At 61.4% G+C, this 23743-nt stretch carries 23 protein-coding genes; 13 read left to right on the top strand and 10 right to left on the bottom strand.

Features of this window, described 5'->3' with window-relative positions; all coding sequences use genetic code 11:
* Positions 1–16: 16 nt before the first annotated feature.
* From NGM99_RS09860 to NGM99_RS09850, 3 genes are all read right to left on the bottom strand, one after another.
* Positions 17–1429, bottom strand: coding sequence for an APC family permease (locus NGM99_RS09860; protein ID WP_252818396.1), 1413 nt, complete (start codon positions 1427–1429; stop codon positions 17–19).
* A gap of 110 nt (positions 1430–1539) precedes the next feature.
* Positions 1540–2205 (bottom strand): hypothetical protein, encoded by a 666-nt coding sequence (locus NGM99_RS09855; RefSeq protein ID WP_252818394.1) that lies wholly within the window; start codon positions 2203–2205, stop codon positions 1540–1542.
* 178 nt (positions 2206–2383) lie between these two features.
* Positions 2384–3964 (bottom strand): trimethylamine methyltransferase family protein, encoded by a 1581-nt coding sequence (locus NGM99_RS09850; RefSeq protein ID WP_252818391.1) that lies wholly within the window; start codon positions 3962–3964, stop codon positions 2384–2386.
* Between the two features lie 263 nt (positions 3965–4227).
* On the opposite strand from NGM99_RS09850, the gene NGM99_RS09845 reads away from it, so the two are divergent.
* A complete protein-coding gene (locus NGM99_RS09845) occupies positions 4228–4926 on the top strand; it encodes a corrinoid protein (RefSeq protein ID WP_252818390.1) in 699 nt (232 codons plus the stop codon).
* A gap of 35 nt (positions 4927–4961) precedes the next feature.
* Here NGM99_RS09845 and NGM99_RS09840 read toward each other — a convergent pair whose 3' ends face one another.
* Entirely contained in the window at positions 4962–5120 is a 159-nt protein-coding gene (locus NGM99_RS09840; RefSeq protein WP_252818388.1) for an entericidin domain-containing protein, read from the bottom strand.
* Between the two features lie 64 nt (positions 5121–5184).
* Between NGM99_RS09840 and NGM99_RS09835 the strand changes: the two genes are divergently transcribed.
* The 9 genes from NGM99_RS09835 (at position 5185) to NGM99_RS09795 (ending at position 12810) form a co-directional block, all read left to right on the top strand.
* A complete protein-coding gene (locus tag NGM99_RS09835) occupies positions 5185–5826 on the top strand; it encodes a DUF1638 domain-containing protein (protein ID WP_252818487.1) in 642 nt (213 codons plus the stop codon).
* Positions 5823–6398 (top strand): DUF4893 domain-containing protein, encoded by a 576-nt coding sequence (locus NGM99_RS09830; RefSeq protein ID WP_252818387.1) that lies wholly within the window; start codon positions 5823–5825, stop codon positions 6396–6398. The genes NGM99_RS09835 and NGM99_RS09830 overlap by 4 nt, the downstream gene beginning before the upstream one ends.
* 113 nt (positions 6399–6511) lie before the next feature.
* Positions 6512–7165 (top strand): exopolysaccharide biosynthesis protein, encoded by a 654-nt coding sequence (locus NGM99_RS09825; protein WP_252818385.1) that lies wholly within the window; start codon positions 6512–6514, stop codon positions 7163–7165.
* 124 nt (positions 7166–7289) lie between these two features.
* Positions 7290–7592 (top strand): virulence factor, encoded by a 303-nt coding sequence (locus NGM99_RS09820; protein WP_252818383.1) that lies wholly within the window; start codon positions 7290–7292, stop codon positions 7590–7592.
* 23 nt (positions 7593–7615) lie between these two features.
* Positions 7616–8479 carry a methylenetetrahydrofolate reductase gene (locus NGM99_RS09815; RefSeq protein ID WP_353937397.1) on the top strand — a complete coding sequence of 288 codons (864 nt, stop codon included), beginning with the start codon at positions 7616–7618 and terminating at the stop codon, positions 8477–8479.
* A 36-nt stretch (positions 8480–8515) separates the two neighbouring features.
* The gene (locus tag NGM99_RS09810) at positions 8516–9487 is read left to right on the top strand and encodes a methyltetrahydrofolate cobalamin methyltransferase (RefSeq protein WP_252818380.1); all 972 of its coding nucleotides are present in this window, start codon (positions 8516–8518) and stop codon (positions 9485–9487) included.
* Between the two features lie 109 nt (positions 9488–9596).
* A complete protein-coding gene (locus NGM99_RS09805; protein ID WP_252818480.1) occupies positions 9597–11606 on the top strand; it encodes an ASKHA domain-containing protein in 2010 nt (669 codons plus the stop codon).
* A 65-nt stretch (positions 11607–11671) separates the two neighbouring features.
* Positions 11672–12529, top strand: coding sequence for a pyridoxal kinase PdxY (pdxY, locus tag NGM99_RS09800; protein ID WP_252818378.1), 858 nt, complete (start codon positions 11672–11674; stop codon positions 12527–12529).
* 125 nt (positions 12530–12654) lie between these two features.
* Positions 12655–12810 carry a YjiS-like domain-containing protein gene (locus NGM99_RS09795; protein ID WP_252818376.1) on the top strand — a complete coding sequence of 52 codons (156 nt, stop codon included), beginning with the start codon at positions 12655–12657 and terminating at the stop codon, positions 12808–12810.
* A 73-nt stretch (positions 12811–12883) separates the two neighbouring features.
* On the opposite strand, the gene NGM99_RS09790 is transcribed toward NGM99_RS09795, so the two are convergent.
* Entirely contained in the window at positions 12884–13792 is a 909-nt protein-coding gene (locus NGM99_RS09790; protein WP_252818374.1) for a LysR substrate-binding domain-containing protein, read from the bottom strand.
* 524 nt (positions 13793–14316) lie between these two features.
* On the opposite strand from NGM99_RS09790, the gene NGM99_RS09785 reads away from it, so the two are divergent.
* Together NGM99_RS09785 and NGM99_RS09780 are read left to right on the top strand one after the other, a co-directional pair.
* Positions 14317–14457 (top strand): hypothetical protein, encoded by a 141-nt coding sequence (locus NGM99_RS09785; RefSeq protein WP_252818373.1) that lies wholly within the window; start codon positions 14317–14319, stop codon positions 14455–14457.
* 245 nt (positions 14458–14702) lie between these two features.
* Positions 14703–15641: a GlxA family transcriptional regulator gene (locus NGM99_RS09780; RefSeq protein WP_252818479.1), complete on the top strand. Its 939-nt coding sequence runs from the start codon at positions 14703–14705 to the stop codon at positions 15639–15641.
* A gap of 12 nt (positions 15642–15653) precedes the next feature.
* Here the strand turns inward: NGM99_RS09780 and NGM99_RS09775 are convergent, their stop codons facing one another.
* The 3 genes from NGM99_RS09775 to NGM99_RS09765 form a co-directional block, all read right to left on the bottom strand.
* A complete protein-coding gene (locus NGM99_RS09775) occupies positions 15654–16418 on the bottom strand; it encodes a DUF1194 domain-containing protein (RefSeq protein ID WP_435371417.1) in 765 nt (254 codons plus the stop codon).
* Positions 16419–16526: 108 nt separating this feature from the next.
* Positions 16527–17795: a cyclopropane fatty acid synthase gene (locus tag NGM99_RS09770; protein ID WP_252818369.1), complete on the bottom strand. Its 1269-nt coding sequence runs from the start codon at positions 17793–17795 to the stop codon at positions 16527–16529.
* A gap of 150 nt (positions 17796–17945) precedes the next feature.
* Positions 17946–20459 (bottom strand): GcvT family protein, encoded by a 2514-nt coding sequence (locus NGM99_RS09765; RefSeq protein WP_252818368.1) that lies wholly within the window; start codon positions 20457–20459, stop codon positions 17946–17948.
* A 198-nt stretch (positions 20460–20657) separates the two neighbouring features.
* Here NGM99_RS09765 and NGM99_RS09760 point away from each other — a divergent pair, with 198 nt between their 5' ends.
* Entirely contained in the window at positions 20658–21095 is a 438-nt protein-coding gene (locus NGM99_RS09760; RefSeq protein WP_252818366.1) for a YqaA family protein, read from the top strand.
* On the opposite strand, the gene NGM99_RS09755 is transcribed toward NGM99_RS09760, so the two are convergent.
* Both NGM99_RS09755 and NGM99_RS09750 read right to left on the bottom strand, forming a co-directional pair.
* Entirely contained in the window at positions 21056–22267 is a 1212-nt protein-coding gene (locus NGM99_RS09755; protein WP_252818365.1) for a hypothetical protein, read from the bottom strand. The genes NGM99_RS09760 and NGM99_RS09755 overlap by 40 nt on opposite strands.
* Positions 22268–22271: 4 nt before the next feature.
* The gene (locus tag NGM99_RS09750) at positions 22272–23732 is read right to left on the bottom strand and encodes an aspartate aminotransferase family protein (RefSeq protein ID WP_435371416.1); all 1461 of its coding nucleotides are present in this window, start codon (positions 23730–23732) and stop codon (positions 22272–22274) included.
* Positions 23733–23743: the final 11 nt, after the last annotated feature.

Here is a 23743-nt window from a genome sequence, read left to right as displayed (position 1 = left end):
CGTTTTCTCGCCTCCCTCAATTGACTGGACCGACGCCGCCTACGGGTTGAAGCTCGGAGGCAGTCGGAACGCCGGCTGCGCGATTGACCATCACCGTTACGATCCACAATACGACACCAATCGCCAGAAGCACGCCCGCGATCATGTACTGGACGGGGTCGCGGCCGGTCCACGGCCCTACCAGGAATGCGCAGGAAAGCGCGCCGACGACCGGTAGAAAGGTCGGCGTCTTGAAGTGTTGATGCTCGACCTTGTCGCGGCGAAGCACGAGCACGGCGATGTTGACGATCGTGAAGACGCAAAGCAGCAGCAAGGCGGTGGTGCCGCCGAGCGCCGGGACCGCGCCAACAAACGAGATCAAACCGAACGCAAGCAGGGTCGTGAAGATGATGGCGATGTATGGCGTGCGCCGGCTGGCATGAACCTGCCCGAGCACTCGCGGCAGCACGTGCTCGCGCGCCATGCCGTAAACCAGACGGCTCGCCATCAGCATGTTGATGAGCGCGCTGTTGGCGACGGCGAACATGGTGATGAAGGCAAAGATGCCGATCGGAAAGCCGGGCGCGCCGGCCTGCACCACTTTCAAAAGCGGCGTCTCGCCCTCCCCCAATTGATCGGGCGCCACCAGCGTCACAGCTGAAATCGAGACCAGCACATAGATGATGCCGGTAATGATCAGGCCGCCGAGTAGCACCTTCGGAAAAATGCGGGACGGCTCTTTGCACTCTTCGGCCATGTTCACCGAATCTTCGAAGCCGACCATGGCGAAAAAGGCGAGCGTGGTGGCTGCGATCACCGGCCAGAAGAAGCCACCGTCGCTCGTCGTTGGAAACTGCGTGATGCGCGACACATCGCCTTGTCCCGAACCGATCGCCCAGAAGCCGATGACGATGATGATGAGCAAACCCGTCAGCTCGACGCAGGTCAGCACGACATTCGCCTTCACGCTTTCGCCGACGCCTCGGAAGTTCACGATCGCGACGACAGCCATGAAGGCGAGGCCGAGCAGCGTGATGCCGATGCCGCCCTCCAGCCCAAGGCCGAATGCACTCGAGAAGTTCGCGGCGAAGGCACGGGATGCCGTCGAAGCGGACGTGATGCCGGAACTCATCACGGCGAAGGCCACGATAAAGGTGATGAAATGGATGCCGAAGGCTTTATGCGTATAGAGCGCGGCGCCCGCTGCACGCGGATATTTCGTGACGAGTTCGAGATAGCTGAACGCCGTGACCAGTGCGACGGCGAAGGCGACGAGGAAGGGTAACCAGACAACGCCGCCCACCTGCTTCGCCACCTGCCCTGTCAGTGCGTAGATGCCTGTGCCGAGGATGTCGCCCACGATGAAAAGTAGCAGCAACCAGGGGCCCATCACGCGATGCAGGCTTGGTTGCTCGGCCGGTCGCGCGGTTTGCGTTGCGATGTCGGCCATGAACTCAATCCTCCAATAATTCCCTCATCTAAAGATAGCTGCATGACGTGCAGCGGCAACATATGAGAGGGGCGGAGAACGAACGATGTTGTGCACTGTTCCCGCGCGCCTCAGCGCGCAAAGGCGGCCATCAGGAACGCCTGCATCGGGAGCGGATAGCGATATGCAAGGCCGTAAGGGCACGCGTTGCGGTCGAGGCACCCACCCCTCATGCAGTGATCGCTTGAGGACGAACGCAGGAAACCCAGACATTCATTATACCGGAATTTGGCTCCATCATGCGCGTGCACCGGGCAGGCCTTCCGACAGGGCTGCGTGACGCAGCTGTCGCACAGATGCTCAGTGGCCGGTGCTGCCGGAAGCCCGAGTGGATGGTCGAAAAGAAGCGCGCCACGATAAGCGTGCCATAATCCGAAATCGGGATGCATGAGAAGGCCGAGCGGCGAAGGCCGTAGCCCTTCAGCGCGCATCGCCCATTGCTGAAAGGGCAGAAAGGGCCGATCCGAAGGCGACACCGCGCGAACGCTGATCGCTTCCGCCACCGCACCGATCACCAGTCGCGACCACGTATCCAGTGGATCGGCAAGATTCGTGGGCTGTTCGGCTCGCCAAGCATCGAAATGCGGCCAAAACGCTCCGCCGCTGTTTCCGACCAGCAAGACCGCGCGGGCGGGTTTGCCTGAGAGAGCGGGAGGCGCGGTTTCGTGTCGATCGAAGTCGAAGCCGCCGCGCAGGAGCAGGCCCTGCACAGCGAGTTGGCGTTCGATCGCCGCCACGTCAGTCAACGCCCTCTGGATCTCCAAACCACCCGCCACGAACTATCGTACCGGCCTCCCCGGCGCCCTCCTAGCCTACCACCGGAATGTACGGTCAACGCGGCCCGGCGAAGGCAGTTCGCCAGACTTCCTTGTGGATGATGTCGGCCACTTTAGCCCGGCCTGAATCGGGCTCCTTTCAAGTGAAGGCGTCGGGCATCGACTCCTTTTTCTTGGCAATGAAGTCGTTGATGCCGTCTTCTATGCCCGGATCAAGTGGCGGTGCCTCATAGGTTTCAAGCCAGCGGCGGGCGAGCTCATTGGCGCGCTGGGGCGCGGTCTTGCGTCCCTCCGCTTCCCACTGCTCGAAGGAATTGTTGTCGGCAACGGTCGAGCGGTAGAAGGCGGTCTGGAAATTGGCCTGTGTGTGATCGCAGCCGAGGAAGTGACTTCCCGGTCCGACCTGCCGGATAGCGTCCATAGCCTGTCCGTTCTCGGACAGGTCCACGCCCTGCGCCAGCTTCTGCGCCATGCCGAGCTGGTCCACGTCCATCATGAATTTCTCGTAGCAGGACGCGAGACCACCTTCGAGCCAGCCCGCGGAATGCAGCACGAAGTTCGCGCCCGCGAGCAGCGTCGAGTTCAGCGTATTGGCGCTTTCATAGGCTGCCTGCGCGTCCGGTATCTTGGAAGCGCAAAGCGAACCACCCGTGCGGAACGGCAAGCCGAGACGCCGCGCGAGCTGGGCCGCGCCATAGGAAACGAGCGATGGTTCCGGCGTGCCAAAAGTGGGCGCGCCGGACTGCATGGAGATCGAGGAGGCGAATGTACCGAAAAGCACCGGCGCGCCTGGCCGCACGAGCTGAGTCAGTGCTGCTCCCGCGAGCACTTCGGCCAGAACCTGCGTCAGCGTACCGGCGACCGTCACCGGGCTCATGGCGCCTGCCAGAATGAACGGCGTGACGATGCAGGCCTGGTTGTTGCGCGCATAGACTTTCAGCGCACCGAGCATCGTGTCGTCGAAAACCATCGGCGAGTTGGCGTTGATCAGCGAAGTCAGCACCGTGTTGTTCTGGATGAACTCCTCACCGAAAAGGATTTTGCACATATCCACGGTGTCCTGCGCGCGTTCAGGCGCAGTCACCGAGCCCATGAAGGGCTTGTCGGAATACTTGATATGAGCATGCACCATGTCGAGGTGCCGCTTGTTCACTGGCACATCCACCGGCTCGCAGACCGTGCCGCCCGAATGGTGAATCGAAGGCGCCATATAGGCAAGCTTCACGAAATTGCGGAAATCCTCGATGGTCGCATAGCGCCGGTTGCCGTCGAGATCCCGCACGAAGGGCGGGCCGTAGACCGGCGCGAAAACGGTGGCGTTGCCGCCGATCTGCACCGAGCGCTCGGGGTTGCGCGCGTGTTGCATAAACTGGCTCGGCGCGGTCCTCAGAAGCGAGCGCGGCAAACCGCGCGGGAAGTGGACGCGGCTACCCTTTACATCGGCGCCAGCATTCTTCCAGAGTTCCAGGGCTTCCGGGTCGTCACGAAACTCGATGCCGACCTCTTCGAGAACGGTGTCGGCATTGTTCTCGATCAGCGCGAGGCCTTCCTCATCGAGAACCTCATAGACCTTGATCTGACGCTTGATGAATGTCTGTTGCGTTCCGGGTCCGCCTCCGGTGCGTGCAGCGCGGCGCGCCGCAGCGCCGCCGCCACGATCCGCACGTCCGCGACGGCCGCCACCGCTTGCCTCGCCTGCGATCGGTGCTGCATCATCCATGATACGTTTCCCTGCAACTGCTGCGCCTAGCCTGATCAATGGCCAAGCATCTCGAACGGACTCTAGTTCCGCTCTGAAACCGAAACGGCTTTGGAGCGCCAAGCCCTGTCGCAAAATCGACAAGCCAAGGACGCAACGTCCGGTCGCTTTCCTCGCGGGCCAAGTCGCAAATCGACTATGGATTTTTCGCTATGTCAGGGTAGGAAGGTGATCGTCAATCTGCACGGCGCCGAGACGTCCGTGCCCTATCGGAGCCGCACATCATGGCCGACGACGAGATCATCCTTTCCGAACTGCCGGATGACGAACTCGTGCAGCAGATGCACGACGACCTTTATGACGGTCTCAAGGAAGAGATCGAGGAAGGCACCAATATCCTGCTCGAGCGCGGCTGGGCCCCGTATGAGGTCCTGACCGAGGCTCTGGTGGAAGGCATGCGCATCGTAGGCGAGGATTTCCGCGACGGCATCCTGTTCGTGCCGGAAGTGCTTCTCTCTGCCAACGCGATGAAGGCTGGCATGTCGATCCTGCGCCCCCTCTTGGCCGCCACTGGCGCGCCCAAGCAGGGCAAGCTGGTGATCGGCACGGTCAAGGGCGACATCCACGACATCGGCAAGAACCTCGTCGGCATGATGATGGAAGGTGCCGGTTTCGACGTAGTCGATCTCGGCATCAACAACCCGGTCGAGAAATATCTCGATGCCATCGCCGAGCACGAGCCCGACATCATCGGCATGTCAGCCCTGCTGACGACGACGATGCCTTACATGAAGGTCGTGATCGACACGATGAAGGAAAAGGGCATCCGAGACGACTACGTCGTGCTGGTCGGCGGTGCGCCTTTGAACGAGGAGTTCGGCAAGGCGGTGGGCGCCGATGCCTATTGCCGCGACGCAGCGGTTGCCGTGGAAACGGCAAAGGATTTCATGAAGCGCAAACACAACAGCCGCGTCTCGGGTTGAGACGCGGCCGCTGACTGCTTAACTTCTGGCTCTGATTAGTTCGCGGCGGCGTTGCTCACGCGCTTGCCCGCGCCCTGCGTGGCGTTGACGGTGTTGGCCGTATCCTGGCCGACACCACGGATCGTGTTAGCGCAGCCGGTGGCGAGAATGGCCATCGCAACGACGGCAACCGGAGCAAGGACTTTGAGCTTCATAGACGGGGCTTCCCTCTCTTTGGAAAATTCCGTGCAAGGAACGGATGACGCTCGCACTCGTTCCATCAACTCCTCACTCGAACGTGATTTTCATGCGAAGGAGCGCCTGCTCGTCATCGCCTGCGGGATGATTGCCCGCGAAGTGCTCGCCGTGAAATCTCAGGCTGGGCTCGATCATCTCGACCTCACCTGTCTGCCCGCCGACTTTCATTTCCACCCCGATCGTATCGCGCCAGGGATAGAGGCCGCTGTCGCGAAGGCACGAGCGGACGGCTTCGAACGCATCCTCGTCGGTTATGGCGATTGTGGAACGGGCGGGGAATTGGATCGGGTCTGCGAGCGCCTCGGGGTCAGTCGCATACAGGGACCGCACTGCTTTGCCTTTTACCAGGGGCTCGGCCGTTTCGAAGCCTTGGGTGAGGACGATATGACGTCGTTCTATATGACCGACTTTCTGTGCCGACAGTTCGAAGCTTTCTTCATCAAGCCACTCGGTCTCGACCGCTATCCCGAACTGGCCAAGGACTATTTCGGCCATTACGAGAAGCTGGTCTATCTCGCTCAAACAGACGACCCAGCCTTAGACGCGGTAGCGGAACGGGCGGCGAAGCTGTTGAACTTGGCTTACGAACGCAGGGCGACGGGCTATGGCGATCTCACGAGCGCCTTGAAACATGCGGCAGATGAGGTGACGGCCCACGCATGATACGCAAGTTGGTCTGCGCTGCGCTGCTTTTGGTTGCGAGTGATCCTGCCTTCGCCGATGGCGTTGTTCAAAAACTCATCACGCCGCCCGATCAGGCGAGGCTCGGCAAATATGATGCGACACGCAGAACAGCCTTCGACGAGGTGCGGAAGACTGGCAATCCCGATCAACGTGCCCACCTCGACGCGCTTGCAACCCTGCCCAAGCGAAGCTTCGAAGGCTTCGACCTTTCCGGCAACTGGCAGTGCCGTGTCACCAAGGTTCCGAGCATCGCAGTGCTTGTCACCTATGACTGGTTCAGGTGCCGCGTCAGCGATGACGGCGCCGGCTGGAAGCTTGATAAGCTCAACGGCTCGCAGCGGGTGACGGGCCGTTTCTATGATGACGGCCCGATGCGCATGATCTTTCTCGGCAGCGGCTATATCGCTGGGGACAAGCCCAAGCCCTATGGCAGAGGCAGAGAAAGCGATCAGGTCGGATATGCCTTCCGCTCCGGGCCGCTGAGCTGGCGCATCGAGTTCCCTGCGCCTTTCTACGAATCGAAACTCGACATCATCGAATTTCGTCGCTGAACGAACTTCTTCCGTCATCAGGACTTAACTCGGTCCGATCACAATATTGCCGGGCTTGGGCTGCAAAGGGCTCACGGGTCTTGCGCAGCGAAGGGATCGGAATGCGAGGTGCTATGCCGGATAGTGAGGGTGGCGAGATCGGCGCTCCGCCGCGTCGGCGCGCACGCCGTCTGTCCGCGCTGTTCACGCAGATCGCCGAGAATGCGACCGGCAACGTGTCGGTCGCCACGATACGCGACGAATTAGGCGACCGATCTTTCGCAGCGCTGCTGGTGTTTTTCGCGGCCGTCAACATGCTGCCCTTGCCACCCGGCACCTCGGCGGTTCTTGGCCTGCCGCTGATGATCGTATCGGCTCAGATGCTTTGGGGCAGCAAGCGTCTCTGGTTGCCGCAGACGATCGCGAAGCGCGCGATCTCCGCGGACCAGTTCCGCACCATGATGGCAAAGGTCGTGCCATGGATGGAGCGCGTCGAGCGCCTCATCCGCCCGCGCTATTGGCCCTTCTGGCGCAAGCAGGGCGACCGCGTCATTGGCGCCGTTGCGCTCGTGATGGCGACGTCCGTTACGCTGCCCATCCCGCTCGGCAACTGGATGCCCGCTTTCTGCACCTTCCTGCTTGGCCTCGCCTTGTCTGAACGCGACGGAATTCTGTTGGCATTGGGTAGCGCCGTCGGCATCGCGGCGCTGTGCATCATCGCGGCAGTTGTCGGCACTGCGGGCTTCGTATCGCAGTTTTTCCTCGAATGGATGGGCTGGCTCGGCTAGCTCACGCTCTTTTGCCTTTTGCGACACGAACGGAGTCGTTTTTGAGAGCCCGCGCGTCGTGCCCCAACAAGCGGGCTACGCAGCGTTACGGCAATCCTCGTGCGCAACGAATGAGGAGCGAGGCATGGCCGATCTGGTCGTGGTGTACTGGCGGGATATCCCTGCACAGGTGATCGTGCGTAAGGGCCGACAGAACGCCAAACGCGAACTGCCGTTGCGCTTCACCGAAGCCATCGACATGGCCGCCATGCGCTCGGGCGCCGGCGACACCGACGCCTATCTCGCAGAATGGCGCAAGGCCGAACCGATCAGCGTCGGCGACGATCTCGAACAAGAAGCCGAAAAGGCCCTGACGGACATTGACGCAGCTTACAGCCGCGAGCGCCTGGTCGCGCTGGCAAAGGCTGGCGGGCGCGAAGCCGCGTGACACAAGAATCAAGGGGAATTTCAGTGAGCATTGCAGCCTCCATCGAAGTCGCGCCCAAACAGGCGATCGAATCCGCCGACCTGCCCGGTCTGTTCCCGTCCGGCACGCGCGTTTACATCACAGATATCGGGACCGACACGCTGGACGATTTGACGGCTGCGGCACGGCGCGTTTCCGACCTCGGCTATAAGCCCGTGCCGCACTTCGCTTCTCGTCGCCTGACGACGGCGGCGGTCCTTGAGGCCCGCGTGAAGCGCGCAACGCTGGAAGCCGGCGTCACGGACGTGTTGGTGATCGGCGGCGGGCTTGAGAAGCCGGCCGGTGACTTTGCGTCGACCATGGAAGTGCTTCAAACCGGCATCTTCGAGCGCCATGGCATCTCCCATATGGGTATCGCAGGCCATCCGGAGGGAAGCCCGGATTTCACGCCCCAGGTCGCAGTGGAAGCGCTCCGCGCCAAGCAGGAGTGGGCCAAGGCTTCCGGTGTGTCGCTTCGCATCGTCACTCAGTTCGGCTTCGACGCCGACAAGTTCATCGCATGGTCGGACGGGCTACGCGCCCAAGGCATCGAGCTTCCGGTTCATCTTGGCGTGGCAGGCCCTGCCAAGATCACGACGCTGATCAAATATGCGGCGCTCTGCGGCGTCGGCAATTCGATCCAGTTCCTCAAGAGGAACGCGCTGTCGCTGACAGCCTTGGCGACCAGCCACTCTCCGGAAGCAGTTGTCGGCCCGATCGAGACGCATGCGGCGCGCAACCCATCGAGCCCGATCGCGCAGATCCATGTCTTCCCGTTCGGCGGCCTCAAGAAATCTTCGGAGTGGCTTGTGGAACGCGGGACATGGGATATAAAGACATCTGCATATCCTTCTGCATTGCGCGCCTGATTCATCCCGTATCCGAGCACAGGGCCCGACCATTCCATGACCCGTACGATCGTCGCTTCCGCGACCAGAGAGATCATCATCGGCTTCGATCAACCCTTCTGCGTGATCGGCGAACGCATCAACCCGACAGGTCGCAAGAAGCTCGCAGCCGAAATGGTGGCAGGCAATTTCGAGACGGTGATCAAGGATGCGCTGGAACAAGCAGCGGCCGGTGCGACCATGCTTGATGTCAATGCGGGCGTGACTGCAGTCGATCCCAACGCGACAGAGCCCGCGCTTCTGGTGCAGACATTGGAGATTGTGCAGGGCCTCGTTGACCTGCCGCTTTCCATCGACTCGTCCGTGACGGCAGCCATTGAAGCCGCACTCAAGGTCGCCAAGGGCCGTCCCCTGGTGAATTCCGTAACGGGTGAGGAAGAAAAGCTCGAAGCCATTCTGCCGCTCGTCAAGAAATACGACGTGCCGGTGGTAGCGATCTCGAACGACGAGACCGGCATCTCGATGGATCCGGACGTGCGCTTCGCGGTGGCCAAGAAGATCGTGGAGCGCGCGGCCGACTACGGCATTCCGGCACATGACGTAGTGGTAGATCCGCTGGTCATGCCGATCGGAGCGCTGGGCGATGCCGGGCGTCAGGTCTTCGCGCTGCTGCGTCGCCTTCGTGAGGAGCTGAAGGTCAACACCACCTGCGGCCTGTCCAACATCTCCTTCGGCCTGCCGCACCGCCACGGCATCAACGCGGCCTTCATTCCGATGGTGATCGGCGCGGGCATGACCTCAGCCATCATGAATCCTTGCCGTCCGCAGGAGATGGAAGCCGTGCGCGGCGCCAACGTGCTTGCGGGAACCGACAAGGACTGCATGACCTGGATCAAGACCTACAAGGATTACAAGCCGGGCGAACATGCCGCGCCGGCACCGGTCGCTGTGACCGCGCCGGGTGCGGAAGGAGCGGCCCCGGCAGGGCGTCGCCGCGGTGGCCGCGAGGCACGGATGGCGCGCGGTTGAACTTCTCTTGCCCTTCTGATCTCAATTGATCAGAAGGGCCGCAGTCCCGGCAGAGTAGACTGAATTGAACGCGCCGATCAAAAATCCTGCCGACCCGCTGGTCCTCTTCATGCCATCGGGCAAGCGCGGCCGCTTTCCGGTTGGCACGCCGATCCTTGATGCGGCCCGCCAGCTCGGCGTTTATGTCGAATCCGTGTGCGGCGGGCGCGCCACTTGTGGACGCTGTCAGGTCGAGGTTCAGACCGGCCAGTTCGCTAAGCACGGCATCACGTCTACCCTCGACCACATCTCCCCGAAAGGCCCGAAGGAAGAGCGCTACGAGCGTGTGCGAGGCCTGCCCGAGGGCCGACGACTGTCTTGCTCGGCGACCGTGCAGGGCGATCTCGTGGTGGATGTGCCCCAGGATACGGTGATCAATGCGCAGGTCGTTCGCAAGGCGGCAACCGATCGTGTGATCGAGCGTAACAGTGCCGTCCAGCTCTGTTATGTCGAGGTGGACGAGCCCGACATGCACAAGCCGCTCGGTGATCTCGACAGGCTCAAGGTTGTCCTCGAAAAGGACTGGGGCTGGAAGGACTTGCTGGTCGCCCCTCACCTTGTCCCACAGGTCCAGTCGATCCTTCGCAAGGGCAATTGGGGCGTTACCGCCGCCATCCACCGCGACATGGATACCTCGCGGCCCTTCATTATCGCGCTCTACCCGGGGCTGAAGAACGAGGCTTACGGCATCGCCTGCGATATCGGCTCGACGACCATCGCCATGCATCTCGTCTCGTTGCTCTCAGGCCGCATCGTCGCCTCGTCAGGCACGTCGAACCCGCAGATCCGCTTCGGCGAGGATCTGATGAGCCGCGTCTCCTACGTGATGATGAATCCCGACGGGCGCGAGGCGATGACCAAGGCCGTGCGTGAAGCCGTGAATACGCTCATCGGCAAGGTTTGTGCGGAAGGCGAGGTCGCCCGCGAAGACATCTTCGACTGCGTCTTCGTAGGCAATCCGATCATGCACCACCTCTTTCTCGGCATCGATCCGACAGAGCTGGGCCAGGCACCCTTTGCGCTTGCCGTCTCAGGCGCCATGCAGTTCTGGGCGCATGAGATCGGCATCGAAGTCTCGAAAGGTGCGAGGCTTTACATGCTGCCTTGCATCGCAGGCCATGTCGGCGCGGATGCAGCCGGCGCGACGCTCTCGGAAGGCCCCTACAGGCAGGACCGCATGATGCTGCTGGTCGATGTCGGCACCAATGCAGAAATCGTCCTGGGCGACGCGAAACGCGTCGTTGCCGCGTCCTCACCCACGGGCCCGGCCTTCGAGGGCGCCGAGATCTCGTCGGGCCAGCGCGCCGCTCCTGGCGCCATCGAGCGCGTGCGCATCGACCCGGACACGCTGGAGCCCCGTTTTCGCGTAATCGGCGTGCAAAGCTGGTCGGACGAGCCGAACTTCGGCAAGGACGTGGAAGCAGTCGGCATCACCGGCATTTGCGGCTCGGCCATCATCGAGGTCGTCGCCGAGATGTACTTGGCCGGGATCATCTCGGAAGACGGCGTGGTTGACGGCACGCTTGCGACACGCAGTTCGCGCATCATCCCGAACGGACGCACTTTCTCCTATCTGCTGCATGACGGTGCCCCGCGGATCACCGTGACCCAGAACGATGTCCGCGCCATCCAGCTCGCCAAGGCGGCTCTCTATGCCGGTGTGAAGCTTTTGATGGAAAAGCAGGGCGTCGATCACGTGGATACTATCCGCTTCGCGGGTGCATTCGGCTCATTCATCGACCCGAAATATGCGATGGTGCTGGGGCTGATCCCGGATTGCGAATTGACTGAAGTGAAGGCCGTCGGCAATGCCGCCGGCACCGGCGCGCTGATGGCACTGCTCAATCGCGATCACCGTCGCGAGATCGAGCGCGAGGTTGGCCGCATCGAAAAAATCGAGACCGCACTCGAGCCCAACTTTCAGCAGCTTTTCGTTGATGCGATGGCGCTGCCCAACAAGGCCGATCCGTTTCCGAAACTCTCCGCCGAGGTCAACCTTCCGCCGCGCAAGGTTCTGGCCGAGGGCGGCGAAGGCGGTGGGCGCCGGCGAGGTCGCGAGGGTCGTCGCTCGCGGGAGTGATACCCCTTTGCGAAACGGCGCGCTTCGTGGAATAGGACCCGTCTTCGCATCAGGGAGATTGAAGCGTGAACGTCCTGTCCATCCAGTCCTGGGTTGCTTACGGTCATGTGGGCAACGCTTCCGCCGTGTTTCCGCTTCAACGCATGGGCGTCGAGGTGTGGGCGGTCAACACCGTGCAGTTCTCCAACCATACCGGCTACGGCCAGTGGCGCGGACAGGTCTACACCGGTGACAGTATTCGCGAACTGATCGGCGGCATCGACGAGCGTGGGGTATTGCCGACCTGTGACGGCGTTCTCTCGGGCTATATGGGCGACGCGGGTATAGGCGAGGCGATACTTGACGCTGTCGGACGCGTCCGCGCGGCCAACTCCAAAGCGATCTATTGCTGCGATCCCGTCATCGGCGATGTCGGCCGTGGTGTCTTCGTGCGCCCCGGCATTCCAGAATTCATGCGCGACCGCGCGGTGCCCGCCGCCAATGTGGTGACGCCCAATCTGTTCGAACTGCAATATCTCTCAGGCCGCGAGGTCAACAACCGCAGCGATCTGGCCGACGCCATCAACGCCGTCCACGCGCTAGGGCCGAAGATCGTGATGGTCACCAGCGTGCAGACGGACGAAACGCCGGGCGACAGCGCGGATGTCGTACTTTCGGACGGCGCGAACCTCCTGCGTATCCGCACCCCGCTTCTGCCCATCAACATCAATGGCGCAGGCGACGCTATCGCGGCGCTATTCCTTGGCAAGCTGTTGCAGGACGGCTCGCCGGAGGCGGCACTGGTCCATGCAGTGTCGGCGACATATGGCCTTCTCAAGCAGACCGCCGAGGCTGGCTCGCGTGAAATCCTGACGGTCGCCGCGCAGGACGAGTTCGTGCGGCCGACGAAATTGTTCACCGTCGAACACCTGAAGGCCTGGTGACGCCCGTTACACTCCCGTAACCGGGCAGTCGCTGACACGTCACCGGCTCGCAACGGAGTTCCTCTATTTCGCGGTTCAAGGCACGCCGCCATGAAGCTGTGCCGCAAGCCCGAGAGGAAACACCGATGTTCGATCAGTTGACCCGCATCGCGGCCGATTGGCGCCGTGCCCGCGCCCGTCGCCGTACGCGTCTCATTCTGTCACAGCTCCCGCCTGAACTGCAGCGCGATGTCGGCTATCCAGCGGACGACATCATGCCCACTTTGCGCGGCGCTCTGTAAAGGAGCCCGGGACGCGCCAGGCTCGGCTCGGATGAGCGAGTTTTAGCGACGATCGCGGGAAAGAGTGCGGTGGCTATATCGAGAACCGGTTTCCGTTTTCCGCGAACCCGGCAAAGGCCGCTCTGATATGGTCGGCCACCGCCCTCACCGGTGGGGGTGCATCAGGCGCGATCAGAAGCGCGAGCGAATAGGTGCCGATTTCCGGTAGTCCGTCTTTCGGCCCGAGCTCGACGAGATCGGCGCCCATAAAGGATTTCGGCAGCGGTGCGATAGCGAGATCCGATAGAATGGCGGCCCGCTGTCCGGCCGTGTGGGCGCTCATATAGGCGACCCGATAGTCCCGCCCCGCACGCCCCAGCGCGTCGAGCGCCCCGGCACGCCAGGCACAGCCTTCCTCCCACAGCGAAACCGGCAGCGGTTCACGCATATGCGCCGAGCCGCCGCGTGAGCCAGCCCAGACGATGGGATCGGTCAGCAAGATTTCTGCTCCTTCCGCCAAAGTCTTCGCACCGGCGGTGAGGATCGAGATGTCCAGCATCCGGTCATCCATGCGACGGCGCAGATTGCTGCTCTGGTCGATCGTGACATCGACCGCGATCGAGGGATGCGTCTGCGCGAAGCGCCTGAGTACCGGTGGAAGCACCTGCTCGCCGAAGTCGTCGGGCGAGCCGAGTCGAACGACGCCGACGATGTCGGGCATGATGAACTTCGCCACCGCCTCGCGATTGATCGCCAACAGCCGCCGCGCATAGCTGAGCAGCAGTTCGCCGTCACTGGTCAGCTTCACCGAACGCGCGTCGCGCAGGAAAACCGATCGGCCGAGTTGCTCTTCCAGCTTCTTGATCTGCATCGACACGGCGGACGGGGTCCGGAACACCATGTTGGCCGCTGTCGTGAAGCTGCCGGTCTCGGCGATGGCGACGAATGTGCGCAAAACGTCGAGTTCAAGCAGCGGCAAGGGATGATTGAGTGGCGCATTCATCGATCAGATTTCCTGAAAGCTAAGGCAAATGCATTTCATTTGATTGAACATGCCGCTGCGTTATTTGTCAAGCATGCGGGACAGAGGAGCCCGTCAATCGCTGGGAGAAGTGCCATGAGCCTCTATACCTCACTCCATACCATCGCATCCGAGTGGTGGGCTGCCCACCGGGCGTCGCGCACCGAGCGCTTGGTTGGCGGCCTTCCACTCGAAATCCAAAAGGATATCGGTTGGCCCGACAGCCTCGGTCGCACACGTTGGATTGTTAGCAAGCCGATCAGGCGCACTCATTGAGCGCCGATCATGATGTTGGAACATCGTCAATTTGGCCGGCCACGCCGCGTCACGCGGTGTGGTCGGCTGAGTGAGCGAAATAGGATGTCGCATCGCTGTCGCATTTCAGATGCCGGACTTCGCATTTCTGACTGAAAATCAGGCAATCGCCGCTTATATGAGCGCCATCAGAACGAGCTGCCCCACTCCGATTTGCGAAGGCACCCGTCCCGAGTTGATGGAGACCTTCAATGAACCTGTTCAATCGCCTGTTTAAGCGCAGTCGTCATTCCAACCTTTCCACCCGACTGGAACGCCAGCGGCTGAGCAAGACCATGCCTGGTCAGACCGGCGCGATCTCCGCTGCCCGCCTCGGCGGCTTGGTGATGTAAAGCACCCGAAATCGCTGCGGCGTCCAGCGCCGTCCGGCTTTGTCGGGCGGCGCTTTTTTGTTGGTTGACGAGACGGACGGCTTGATTGACTTGATGTCGCATCTATGCTGATCTTTGCCTGATCGCGACATAACGAGCAGCAAGGGGCTGCCACTTCCCGCGGGTGTTTGGAGGAGCACGTGGCGCCCAGCAGCAGGCAGTCCGTCAAGCGTTCGATCGTTTTTTTTCTTGTTCCCGAATTCACGATGGTCGCATTCGCGACAGCGCTCGACCCGTTGCGTATCGCGAACCGCATGTTGGGCTATGAGGCCTACAAATGGCGCCTCGCCAGCCATGACGGCAAGCCTGTGCATGCCTCGAATGGCGTCATCTGCGCCGTTGACGGTTCGCTCGACGAGGAGCGTCGCAAGATGGCCGGCCCTGAACGGCCCTCCATGGTCATCGTATGCTCCGGCGTGAACGTCGAAGCCTATTCCAGCAAGACGGCCTTCGCCTGGCTGCGCGAGGAATATAACCGCGGCGTCGCCATCGGTGGCCTTTGCACCGGCGCCTATGTGCTCGCCTCGGCCGGCCTGCTTTCCAACAAGCGTTGCGCCATCCATTGGGAGAACCTGCCCGGCTTCGCCGAGGCGTTCCCCAAGGCCAATGTCTTTGCCGACCTCTTCGAGGTCGATCAGAACATCTATACCTGCGCTGGCGGCACCGCCGCGCTCGACATGATGCTGAAGCTGATCGGCGACGACTTCGATGATGGCCTTGTCAATCGCATCTGCGAGCAGGTTCTGACGGATCGCGTGCGCAACCCGACTGACCGCCAGCGCCTGCCCTTGCGCGCGCGGCTCGGCGTGCAAAACTCGAAGGTGCTGACGATCATTGAGCTGATGGAAGCCAACCTCGCCGAGCCGCTGTCTTTAATCGAGATAGCCGATGACGTTGATCTTTCCCGTCGCCAGATCGAGCGCCTGTTCCGGCAGGAAATGGGCCGGTCTCCTGCCCGCTATTACCTCGAGATCAGGCTCGATCGCGCGCGGCATCTGCTGATCCAGTCATCCATGCCAGTGGTGGAAGTGGCCGTCGCTTGCGGGTTCGTGTCGGCCTCGCACTTCTCGAAATGCTATCGTGAACTCTATCAGCGTTCGCCGCAGCAGGAGCGGTCAGACCGCAAGCAATTGATCGCGGCCTAGGACCGGTTGGTCCTAGCGCATATCCGTTCCCCATCCGCGATTGCGCCACATCTTTTCCCCGATCATGCAGTCGGAGAGCGGCTCGGCGACCACGCGGACAATTGGCACCTCGGTTGGCTTTTCCGCCAATTCCAGCACCAGCTTGCGGCGGATCGCGTCGGGAAACTGCTCCCACTCATTGACCGGCACCATGAAGGCGCCTGGTCCGCCGATCACGCAATCCGAATAGTAGCGGTCGAGATTCTTCACATCGTAAAAGGACGAGTAGCCGCCACTCGTCATCAACGGCAGGCCGTTGATGGTGATGCCCTGCCCGATCAGCGTGTCACGTATCTCCTGAATCGGCGCGCCCTGATTGTTGGGCCCGTCGCCGGAAATATCCACGACCCGCTTCATGCCCTGAAAACTGCTTTCGGCGAAGAGATCATTGGCAAAGGACAGTGCGGCAGAGATCGAGGTGCGCCGTGCGCTGTTCGGAATGGCCGACGAAAGCTTCGCAGCGATGGCCTTGGCGTCTTCCGCAGTCGCCAGGATCGTCCATGGTACGACGACATGCTGGGACGATGTGCCCGCCCACTCGAAATAGGTGACGGCGATCCTGCCGTTTACGCCGTCCGCCACCGCTTTCAGCACCTGCGGGTCGGTAAGTGCCGCAGCATAGCCTTTGCGCTGGATCTCCAGTTCATCAGGCGACATGGACAGAGAAACATCGACCGCGAGCACAAGCTCGACATCCACCGGCTCGGCGGCGTTGGCCGAGGTGGTGATGAGACCCATAGCGAGTGCAGAGAGCAACGACGCGATCTGGTTCATCCGGCGAGAGTGACGCACTCCTTCCCTTATGGAAATCGCTGACTTTTCACCTTTGTGTCATTTTGCGGCGCCTCACGCGGCAACGTTCAATCCGGGTGGAGGACGCACGCTCTCGCTGTTCTCAAGTTGTCGGAGTTTTTCTTCCTCGTTCGCGATATAGTCGCGCGTCAGCGGAAGCGCATTTTTGGCATGCGCTAGCTGGAACTGGAACACCACGAGATCACCCCAGCGGAACGCAGCCTCGGAACCGGCAAGATAGAGGTTCCACATGCGAAAAAAGCGCTCATCAAGCAGCGCCACGACCTCTTCACGATGCGCGTTGAAGCGCTCGCGCCAAGCTTTTAACGTCTGCGCATAATGGAAGCGGAGGATTTCGACATCGGTGAGCACGAGTCCAGCGCGCTCTATGACCGGAAGCACTTCGGACATCGAGGGGATGTAGCCGCCAGGGAAAATATGCTTACGGATGAACGCGTCTGTCGCCGCCGGCGGTCCGGAGCGGCCGATCGTGTGCAGAAGCATCACACCGTCGTCCTTCAGGAGTTCCGCCACCTTCTCGAAGAAACTCGCGAAGTGGTTGATGCCAACATGCTCGAACATGCCGACCGACACGATGCGATCGAAGCGGGTGTCAAGAGAACGGTAATCGCGCAAGTCGAACCGCACGAGATCGTCGAGCCCCTCTCCCACTGCCCTCTCGCGCGCGACAGCCAACTGCTCGTCCGAAAGCGTGACGCCCTGAACGGATGCGCCTAGGTTGCGCGCGAGATAGAGCCCAAGGCCACCCCAGCCTGAGCCGATGTCCAACACACTCTGACCCGGCTGTACACGGAGCTTGGCCGCGATATGACGTTTTTTGGCGAGCTGTGCTTCATCCAGGCCTTGGCCGGGGTGCTCGAAATAGGCACATGAGTATTGCATGTCCGGGTCGAGGAAGAGCCGGTACATCTCGTTTGAGAGATCGTAGTGATGATGCACGTTGGCGCGCGAACGGCCAGCCGTGTTGATTTGCTGCAAACGGCGAAACAGGTAGGCGGCGCCCGATTTCAGCGCCGCGAGCGGCCCGGTGGCGTGTTCGTAATTGCCGTTGATGAATGCGAGTTGCAGAAGATCGAGAATGTCGCCTTCCTCGATCGATATCTCGCCGTTCATATAGTTTTCAGCGAAACCGAGTGAGGCGTCTGCCAACATTGTCCGCATTGCGTGAGCTGTTTCGATCCGCAGCACGACGCGCGGCCCGCTGCCATCGCCTAGTTCATATCGTGTGCCGTCCGGCAGTAGAACAACGAGATTACCCTTGGCCATGAAGCGCGAAAGCGCGCGTAGAAGCAGTCCACTCATCAATCAGCCCCGCCGTGTCGTTTCGGGAACCATCAAGTCAAACGGCGGGCATTATATGGGATGTGAAACGGGGCTCAAGGTGAGCCAGTTGGTCTGAAATCATTTATCCAAAGGCTGGCCGACAGAAATCAGCCAGCCGTCAGATCTTGATCAGGCGCGCAAGGCATTATTCTCTGGATCGAAGGGGCTTTCCGGAGTGACTGTCGCCTTGAACTTGTCTCCCAGGATTTTGATCTCAAGTTCCGTGCCTTCAGTCGCAAATTCCGGCTTGAGCATGGCCAGTGCCAAACTCTTGCCGACGCGCCAGCCATAACCACCGTTGGTTGCGCGTCCGACAAGTTCCCCGTTACTGTAGATCGCCTCGGATCCCCGTGCATCGACGTCCCTGACATCGTGCACTTCTAGCGTGACGAACGTCCACTTCGGTCCCTTCTCACGCAGCTCCACCAGCGCGTCGCGGCCGATGAAGTCGCCCTTGTTCGGATGCACGAACCGGTCAAGGCCGCTTTCCCAAGCCGAGTACTCGATCGAAAGCTCGCGCGGGATGAGACGATAGCTCTTCTCGATCGACATGGCGGACATCGCCCGGATGCCGAACGGCTTGATGCCGAACTCCGCACCAGCTTCCATGAGTTGATCGAAGATATAATTCTGCTGCTCGATCGGGTGGTGGAGTTCCCAGCCAAGCTCGCCGACGAAGTTGACGCGCAAGGCGTGGGCTGTGGCAGCACCCACCGAAATTTCCTTGCCGGACAGCCACGGGAAGTCGGCATTCTCCAAGCTCGTGCGTGTGAGCTTCTGCAGCACCTTGCGGCTGTTGGGGCCGGCCAGCACCAGAACGCCCCATTGCGTCGTGATCGGCTGGAAGCGCACCGAGCCGTCCGCCGGAAGCAGCTTGCGGAGATAGTCGTGATCATGCGCCTCGAAGGCACCGGCGGAGACAAGGTAGTAGCTCTGCGGTCCAGTCTTGTAGACGGTGAATTCAGAGCGCACGCCGCCATGCACGGTCAGAAGATGAGTCAGCGCGATGCGACCGATCCTCTTCGGGATACGGTTGGCAAGGATCGAATCCAGCCAAGCTTCCGCGCCCGGCCCGCTGACGATGGCCTTGGCGAAGGCCGACATATCCTGCAGGCCGACATTGGTCGTGACGTTCTTGATCTCGTTGCCCACATGCTCCCAATAATTGGAGCGGCGGAACGACCATTTCTCAACGATGCGCCCATCGTCCAGCGCCGGCGCGTGGTTCTCGGCGGTGAGCACATCCACTTCCATGCCGATTTCGGATTCCGGCAGCTCGTAGCCTTCCGGGGCAAACCAGTTCGGGCGTTCCCAGCCATAGACAGAGCCGAACACCGCGCCGAGCTTCTTCATGCGGTCGTAGCAGGGCGTGGTCTTGAGCGGACGCGCCGCCGCTCGCTCTTCGTCTGGATAGTGCATGGTGAAGACGTTGGCATAAGCCTCTTCGTTCTTCGCCACGAGATAGCCTTCGGTCGCGTAAGGGCCGAAGCGGCGCGGATCGACGCCCATCATGTCGATAGTCGGCTCGCCATCCACGATCCATTCCGCCAGCTGCCAGCCCGCACCGCCGGCTGCCGTGACGCCGAAGGAATGACCTTCGTTCAGCCAAAAATTCTTGAGCCCTGGCGCCGGGCCGATGATCGGCGAGCCGTCCGGCGTGTAGGCGATGGCACCGTTGTAGATTTTCTTGATCCCGACTTCGCCGAATGCCGGCACGCGCGCGATCGCAGTCTCCACATGCGGCATCAGGCGTTCGAGATCTTCCTGGAAAAGCTCGTATTCGCTGTCGTCCGAAGGCGCGTCGATGTAGCAAACGGGCGCACCTTTCTCGTAAGGGCCGAGCAGGAGCCCGCCATTCTCCTCGCGCATGTACCAAGCGCTGTCGCTTTCGCGCAGAACACCCATTTCGGGCAGGCCCTGCTTCTTTCGCTCAAGGATCGCCGGATGCGGCTCGGTCACGATATACTGGTGCTCGACCGGAATGACGGGCACGTTGAGCCCGACCATCGCCCCCGTCTTGCGCGCAAAATTACCCGAGGCCGAAATGACATGCTCGGCGCGGATATCGCCCTTGTCGGTCTTCACCAGCCACTCGCCGCCGTCGAGTTTCTCGATGCCGGTGACGGTCGTGTTGCGGTAGATGGTGGCCCCGCGATCCCGAGCGCCCTTGGCGAGCGCCTGGGTCAGATCGGCGGGCTGGATGTAACCGTCTTCCGGATGCTGAAGCGCGCCGATAATGCCGTCGGTTTCGCAAAGCGGCCAGACTTCCTTGAGCTCTTCCGGCGTCAGGAGCTTCACCGGCACGCCGATGGTCTCGGCGACGCCTGCATAATACATATACTCGTCCCAGCGGTCCTTGGTGCGCGCGAGACGGATATTGGTGACGTTGGAGAAGCCAGGGTTCAGACCCGTTTCCTTTTCCAGCTCGCGATAAAGGCGAACCGAGTATTTGTGGATCTGGCCGACCGAGTAGGACATGTTGAAGAGCGGAAGCAGGCCCGCAGCATGCCATGTCGAGCCCGAGGTCAGCTCCTTGCGCTCGATCAGAACGACATCCGACCAGCCCTTCTTGGCGAGGTGATAGAGCGTCGAAACGCCGACCACGCCGCCTCCGATGACGACGGCACGAGCCTCAGTCTTCATTCAAAAATTCTCCCACTCTCAAGGCTCGCCGGACCGGCTCGATTCTTCTGCGGTTCGAGCGTTCGGCACGGACAATATTCCGCGGAGCTGCGACGCTCGCCGCCTGTTTGCGACATACCCGCTCGCCCGCGCGACGCAACTTCGCCACAAGCGAAGGGGAAGTCCAGCGCCACGATTCTCAAACTTCACGGAGCCCGCTTGACCGACCTTGCCGCCTATCTCGGCCTGCTGCTTTCAGCCTTCACCTCGGCCACCATTCTGCCCGGCTCGTCCGAAATGGTGATGACCGGCCTGATCGTCAAAGGCGGATATTCGGTCGGGTTGTTGCTGCTCGTTGCCACCATCGGCAACCTGCTCGGTGCGCTTCTCAACTGGGTGATCGGCCGCAGCGTCGAGCGCTTCCGCGATCGCAAGTGGTTTCCAGTCTCGGGTGAAAAGCTGGAAACGGCCAAAGGATGGTACCACCGCTGGGGTCGCTGGTCGCTGCTGCTCAGCTGGATCCCGCTGTTCGGTGACGCGCTGACGGTGGCGGCCGGCGTGATGCGCGAGCCGCTCTGGAGTTTCCTGACGCTGGTCGGCATTGCCAAAGGCGCGCGTTATGCGCTCGTCGCAGCCGGCGCACTTGCGGTGGTGTAAGCGCTCTCGCGGTCGAAACGGGGCCGCAAAGCGACGAGAACGAGCACGAGCAGGCCTGACGTGAAGCCGAAATAGAATCGGTCGTCGGGTAACGGGAAGCTTGCGAATTTGCCGAGCGCGCCGATAGCAAGCGCGAAGATAAGCGCATTCGTTCGGAGACCCCTCCGATGCTTCGGCTTCGCCACGAGCGTCCAACCTGCAAGCGATAGGATGAGGAGCCAGGGCCAGTCGTTTTCGCTTAGCGAGAATAGAATCCCACGGGCGTAGCCGCGCAGGAACTGCGTTGTGGAGAAGGCAGGGTGGAAATCTGACATTGATGCTTGTGCCTCGACTGTCGAGAACACGAAGTGCGGCCACCAGCCCGGATGCCCGGAGAAACGGCCGATTAGCACGGCAGCAATAAGCGCAAGAACGAAGGTCGCCAAAATCGGTCGCCACCGCCAGCCATAAAGCACCGCTGCGATAAGGATAGCGAAAACGAGGATCACACTGTCGGGCCGAACGAAAGCCGAAAGCAGCAGAAACGCGCAGCCGAGCAAGTCGCGGCCCTTCCACAGGGCGTAGAGCGCAGCGATGGATACGAGGCTCACCAGCATATCGGGCGTCGAAGCGCTCACCATGCTGCGGAAGTCGGCGACCATGAGGGCGGGCGCGAGCACGAGGCCAGCTTGCAATGCGTCCGCCGCGCGGAGCCACCATAGGATAAGCGCGCCGAAAGCGAGCGCAGGCAGGATGCCCAAAAGTATAGCCGCATTGACGGCGCCGAACAGTGGCGTGAGCCAACGGATGAGTTCGACGTAGAGCACCTTCACCCGATACATGCCGAGCTGGGACTGAAATTTCTCGGGGCTTTGCCACTGAGCTAGCCGATAAGCATCGCCCTCGCGGAGCTCGCGAAGTTTATCCGGCGTGACCCTTACCCCGACGGCTTCGTATGTCGCGCGATGCAGGCTTGCGGGATCGGCGTGCTGCGGCTCGAGTGCCGCTGCGACATAGGCAACGAGGTCCCAGTTGTAGTCCGGCCTGAACCAGCCATAGGCCGACACGCCTAGTACGGTGAGCGCGAGCACCGCCGCGCCAAGCCGGTCGAGAAAGCGCTTCCCGGTTAAAGCATGGATGAGGTTCTCAACCGATGGCGTATCGAGCACTCGTCCAATCAGCGAAGCAGTCACGCGGTCAGCCCATCTGGCTTTTCACGAAATCCTTCACGATGGCGACGATGCCGCGTCCGAGAAGGTCATCGAGACTATCCACGAAATGGTCCACATGGACGCGCTCGGCGATTAGTGGCGGTTCGAGGCGGATGACGTTGCGGTTGTATTCCGTGAAGGCCACGAGCGTGTCGTAATCACGAAGAAGCAGCGCGCCAACAAAGCCGGACAGCGAGCCCTTGAGCTTGTCATCCAGTACGGAGACGACCGGGCGCAACACCATCGGCAAGGTCTGGCTGAAATCGTGGAATTCGAGCCCCACCATCAGCCCGAGCCCGCGCACATCCTTGATGATCTTCGGATATTTCGCCTGCAGCACCTTCAGCCGGTCGAGCAGGTAGGTGCCCATCTCGGCCGAGTTGTCGATCAGATGTTCATCGTAGAGCACGTTGACCGCTTCGATGGCCGTGACGGACGCCTCGCCGATGCCGCCGAAGGTCGCCATGGCGTGGATCATCGCAGTCTTCGGCGTGCCGTAAGCCTTCATATAGACATCGCGCTTGGCGATCATCGCACCGACCGCAGCTTTACCGCCGCCCAGCGACTTCGCGAGTGCGGTGATGTCGGGCACCACGCCGTAATGCTCGAAAGCATAGAAGCGCCCGGTGCGGCCAAAGCCGCACTGCACCTCGTCGGCAACCCACAACACGCCGTGGCGGTCACAAAGCGCACGGAGCTTCTGCCAATACTCGGCCGGGGCCTGTATGATGCCGCCGCCGCCCTGCACCGTTTCGAGCACGATGGCGCCGATGGAGGGGTCGGCACGGAACAGGCGATCGACCGCATCGATATCGCCGAATGGCACGCGCAGCGCGTTGTCCACCAGCTTGAACTCGCCGCGGTAGAGCTGGCCATCGGTGACCGAGAGCACGCCCTTGGTTTTGCCGTGGAACGAGTTTTCGGCATAGACGATCTTGGGCTTTCTCGGACCAGCCGCACGTTCGGCGAGCTTGATGGCCGATTCCATCGCTTCCGAGCCCGATGAGCCCAGAAACACCATGTCGAGTTCGCCCGGGGAGCATTGCGCAAGATTGTAGGCAAGTGCCGAGGCATATTGCGACATGAAGGCCATGCCGATCTCATGCCGCTTCTCGTCCTGGAAGCGCTGGCGCGCGGCCAAAATGCGCGGATGGTTGTGACCGAAAGCGAGCGAGCCGAAACCGCCAAAGAAGTCGAGGATTTTCCGGCCGTTCTGATCGATGTAATGCATACCCTCGGCACGCTCGATCTTCACCTTATGGAAGCCGAGCAGCTTCATGAAGTGGAACTGGCCGGGGTTGAGATGCGCCTTGAAAAGGTCGGTCAGGCGCGGAATGTCGAGGGCCTTGGCCTCTTCGACCGAGAGCAGTTGCGGCTTGGGCAGCGCATTGGCGCGCAGCACGGGCGCAACGATCGGTTCGGCAAGAATTTCGTCGGCACGGGTCATGGCGTTCATCG

The sequence above is a fragment of the Mesorhizobium liriopis genome (assembly GCF_024053505.1).
Lineage (GTDB): Bacteria > Pseudomonadota > Alphaproteobacteria > Rhizobiales > Rhizobiaceae > Mesorhizobium_B > Mesorhizobium_B liriopis.
Note: the sequence above shows the minus strand (reverse complement) of the source record. Positions and strands in the feature narration are given on the sequence as shown.

What these genes read in the sequence shown, in the direction of transcription:
- NGM99_RS09825 (WP_252818385.1), top strand. Translation starts at nt 6,512, where the DNA reads ATGCCGGATAGTGAGGGTGGCGAGATCGGCGCTCCGCCGCGTCGGCGC.
- NGM99_RS09750 (WP_435371416.1), bottom strand. Translation starts at nt 23,732, where the DNA reads ATGACCCGTGCCGACGAAATTCTTGCCGAACCGATCGTTGCGCCCGTG.
- NGM99_RS09805 (WP_252818480.1), top strand. Translation starts at nt 9,597, where the DNA reads ATGCCATCGGGCAAGCGCGGCCGCTTTCCGGTTGGCACGCCGATCCTT.
- NGM99_RS09795 (WP_252818376.1), top strand. Translation starts at nt 12,655, where the DNA reads ATGTTCGATCAGTTGACCCGCATCGCGGCCGATTGGCGCCGTGCCCGC.
- NGM99_RS09830 (WP_252818387.1), top strand. Translation starts at nt 5,823, where the DNA reads ATGATACGCAAGTTGGTCTGCGCTGCGCTGCTTTTGGTTGCGAGTGAT.
- NGM99_RS09810 (WP_252818380.1), top strand. Translation starts at nt 8,516, where the DNA reads ATGACCCGTACGATCGTCGCTTCCGCGACCAGAGAGATCATCATCGGC.
- NGM99_RS09820 (WP_252818383.1), top strand. Translation starts at nt 7,290, where the DNA reads ATGGCCGATCTGGTCGTGGTGTACTGGCGGGATATCCCTGCACAGGTG.
- NGM99_RS09765 (WP_252818368.1), bottom strand. Translation starts at nt 20,459, where the DNA reads ATGAAGACTGAGGCTCGTGCCGTCGTCATCGGAGGCGGCGTGGTCGGC.
- NGM99_RS09850 (WP_252818391.1), bottom strand. Translation starts at nt 3,964, where the DNA reads ATGGATGATGCAGCACCGATCGCAGGCGAGGCAAGCGGTGGCGGCCGT.
- NGM99_RS09770 (WP_252818369.1), bottom strand. Translation starts at nt 17,795, where the DNA reads ATGAGTGGACTGCTTCTACGCGCGCTTTCGCGCTTCATGGCCAAGGGT.
- NGM99_RS09780 (WP_252818479.1), top strand. Translation starts at nt 14,703, where the DNA reads ATGGTCGCATTCGCGACAGCGCTCGACCCGTTGCGTATCGCGAACCGC.
- NGM99_RS09790 (WP_252818374.1), bottom strand. Translation starts at nt 13,792, where the DNA reads ATGAATGCGCCACTCAATCATCCCTTGCCGCTGCTTGAACTCGACGTT.
- NGM99_RS09775 (WP_435371417.1), bottom strand. Translation starts at nt 16,418, where the DNA reads ATGGGTCTCATCACCACCTCGGCCAACGCCGCCGAGCCGGTGGATGTC.
- NGM99_RS09845 (WP_252818390.1), top strand. Translation starts at nt 4,228, where the DNA reads ATGGCCGACGACGAGATCATCCTTTCCGAACTGCCGGATGACGAACTC.
- NGM99_RS09860 (WP_252818396.1), bottom strand. Translation starts at nt 1,429, where the DNA reads ATGGCCGACATCGCAACGCAAACCGCGCGACCGGCCGAGCAACCAAGC.
- NGM99_RS09785 (WP_252818373.1), top strand. Translation starts at nt 14,317, where the DNA reads ATGAACCTGTTCAATCGCCTGTTTAAGCGCAGTCGTCATTCCAACCTT.
- NGM99_RS09840 (WP_252818388.1), bottom strand. Translation starts at nt 5,120, where the DNA reads ATGAAGCTCAAAGTCCTTGCTCCGGTTGCCGTCGTTGCGATGGCCATT.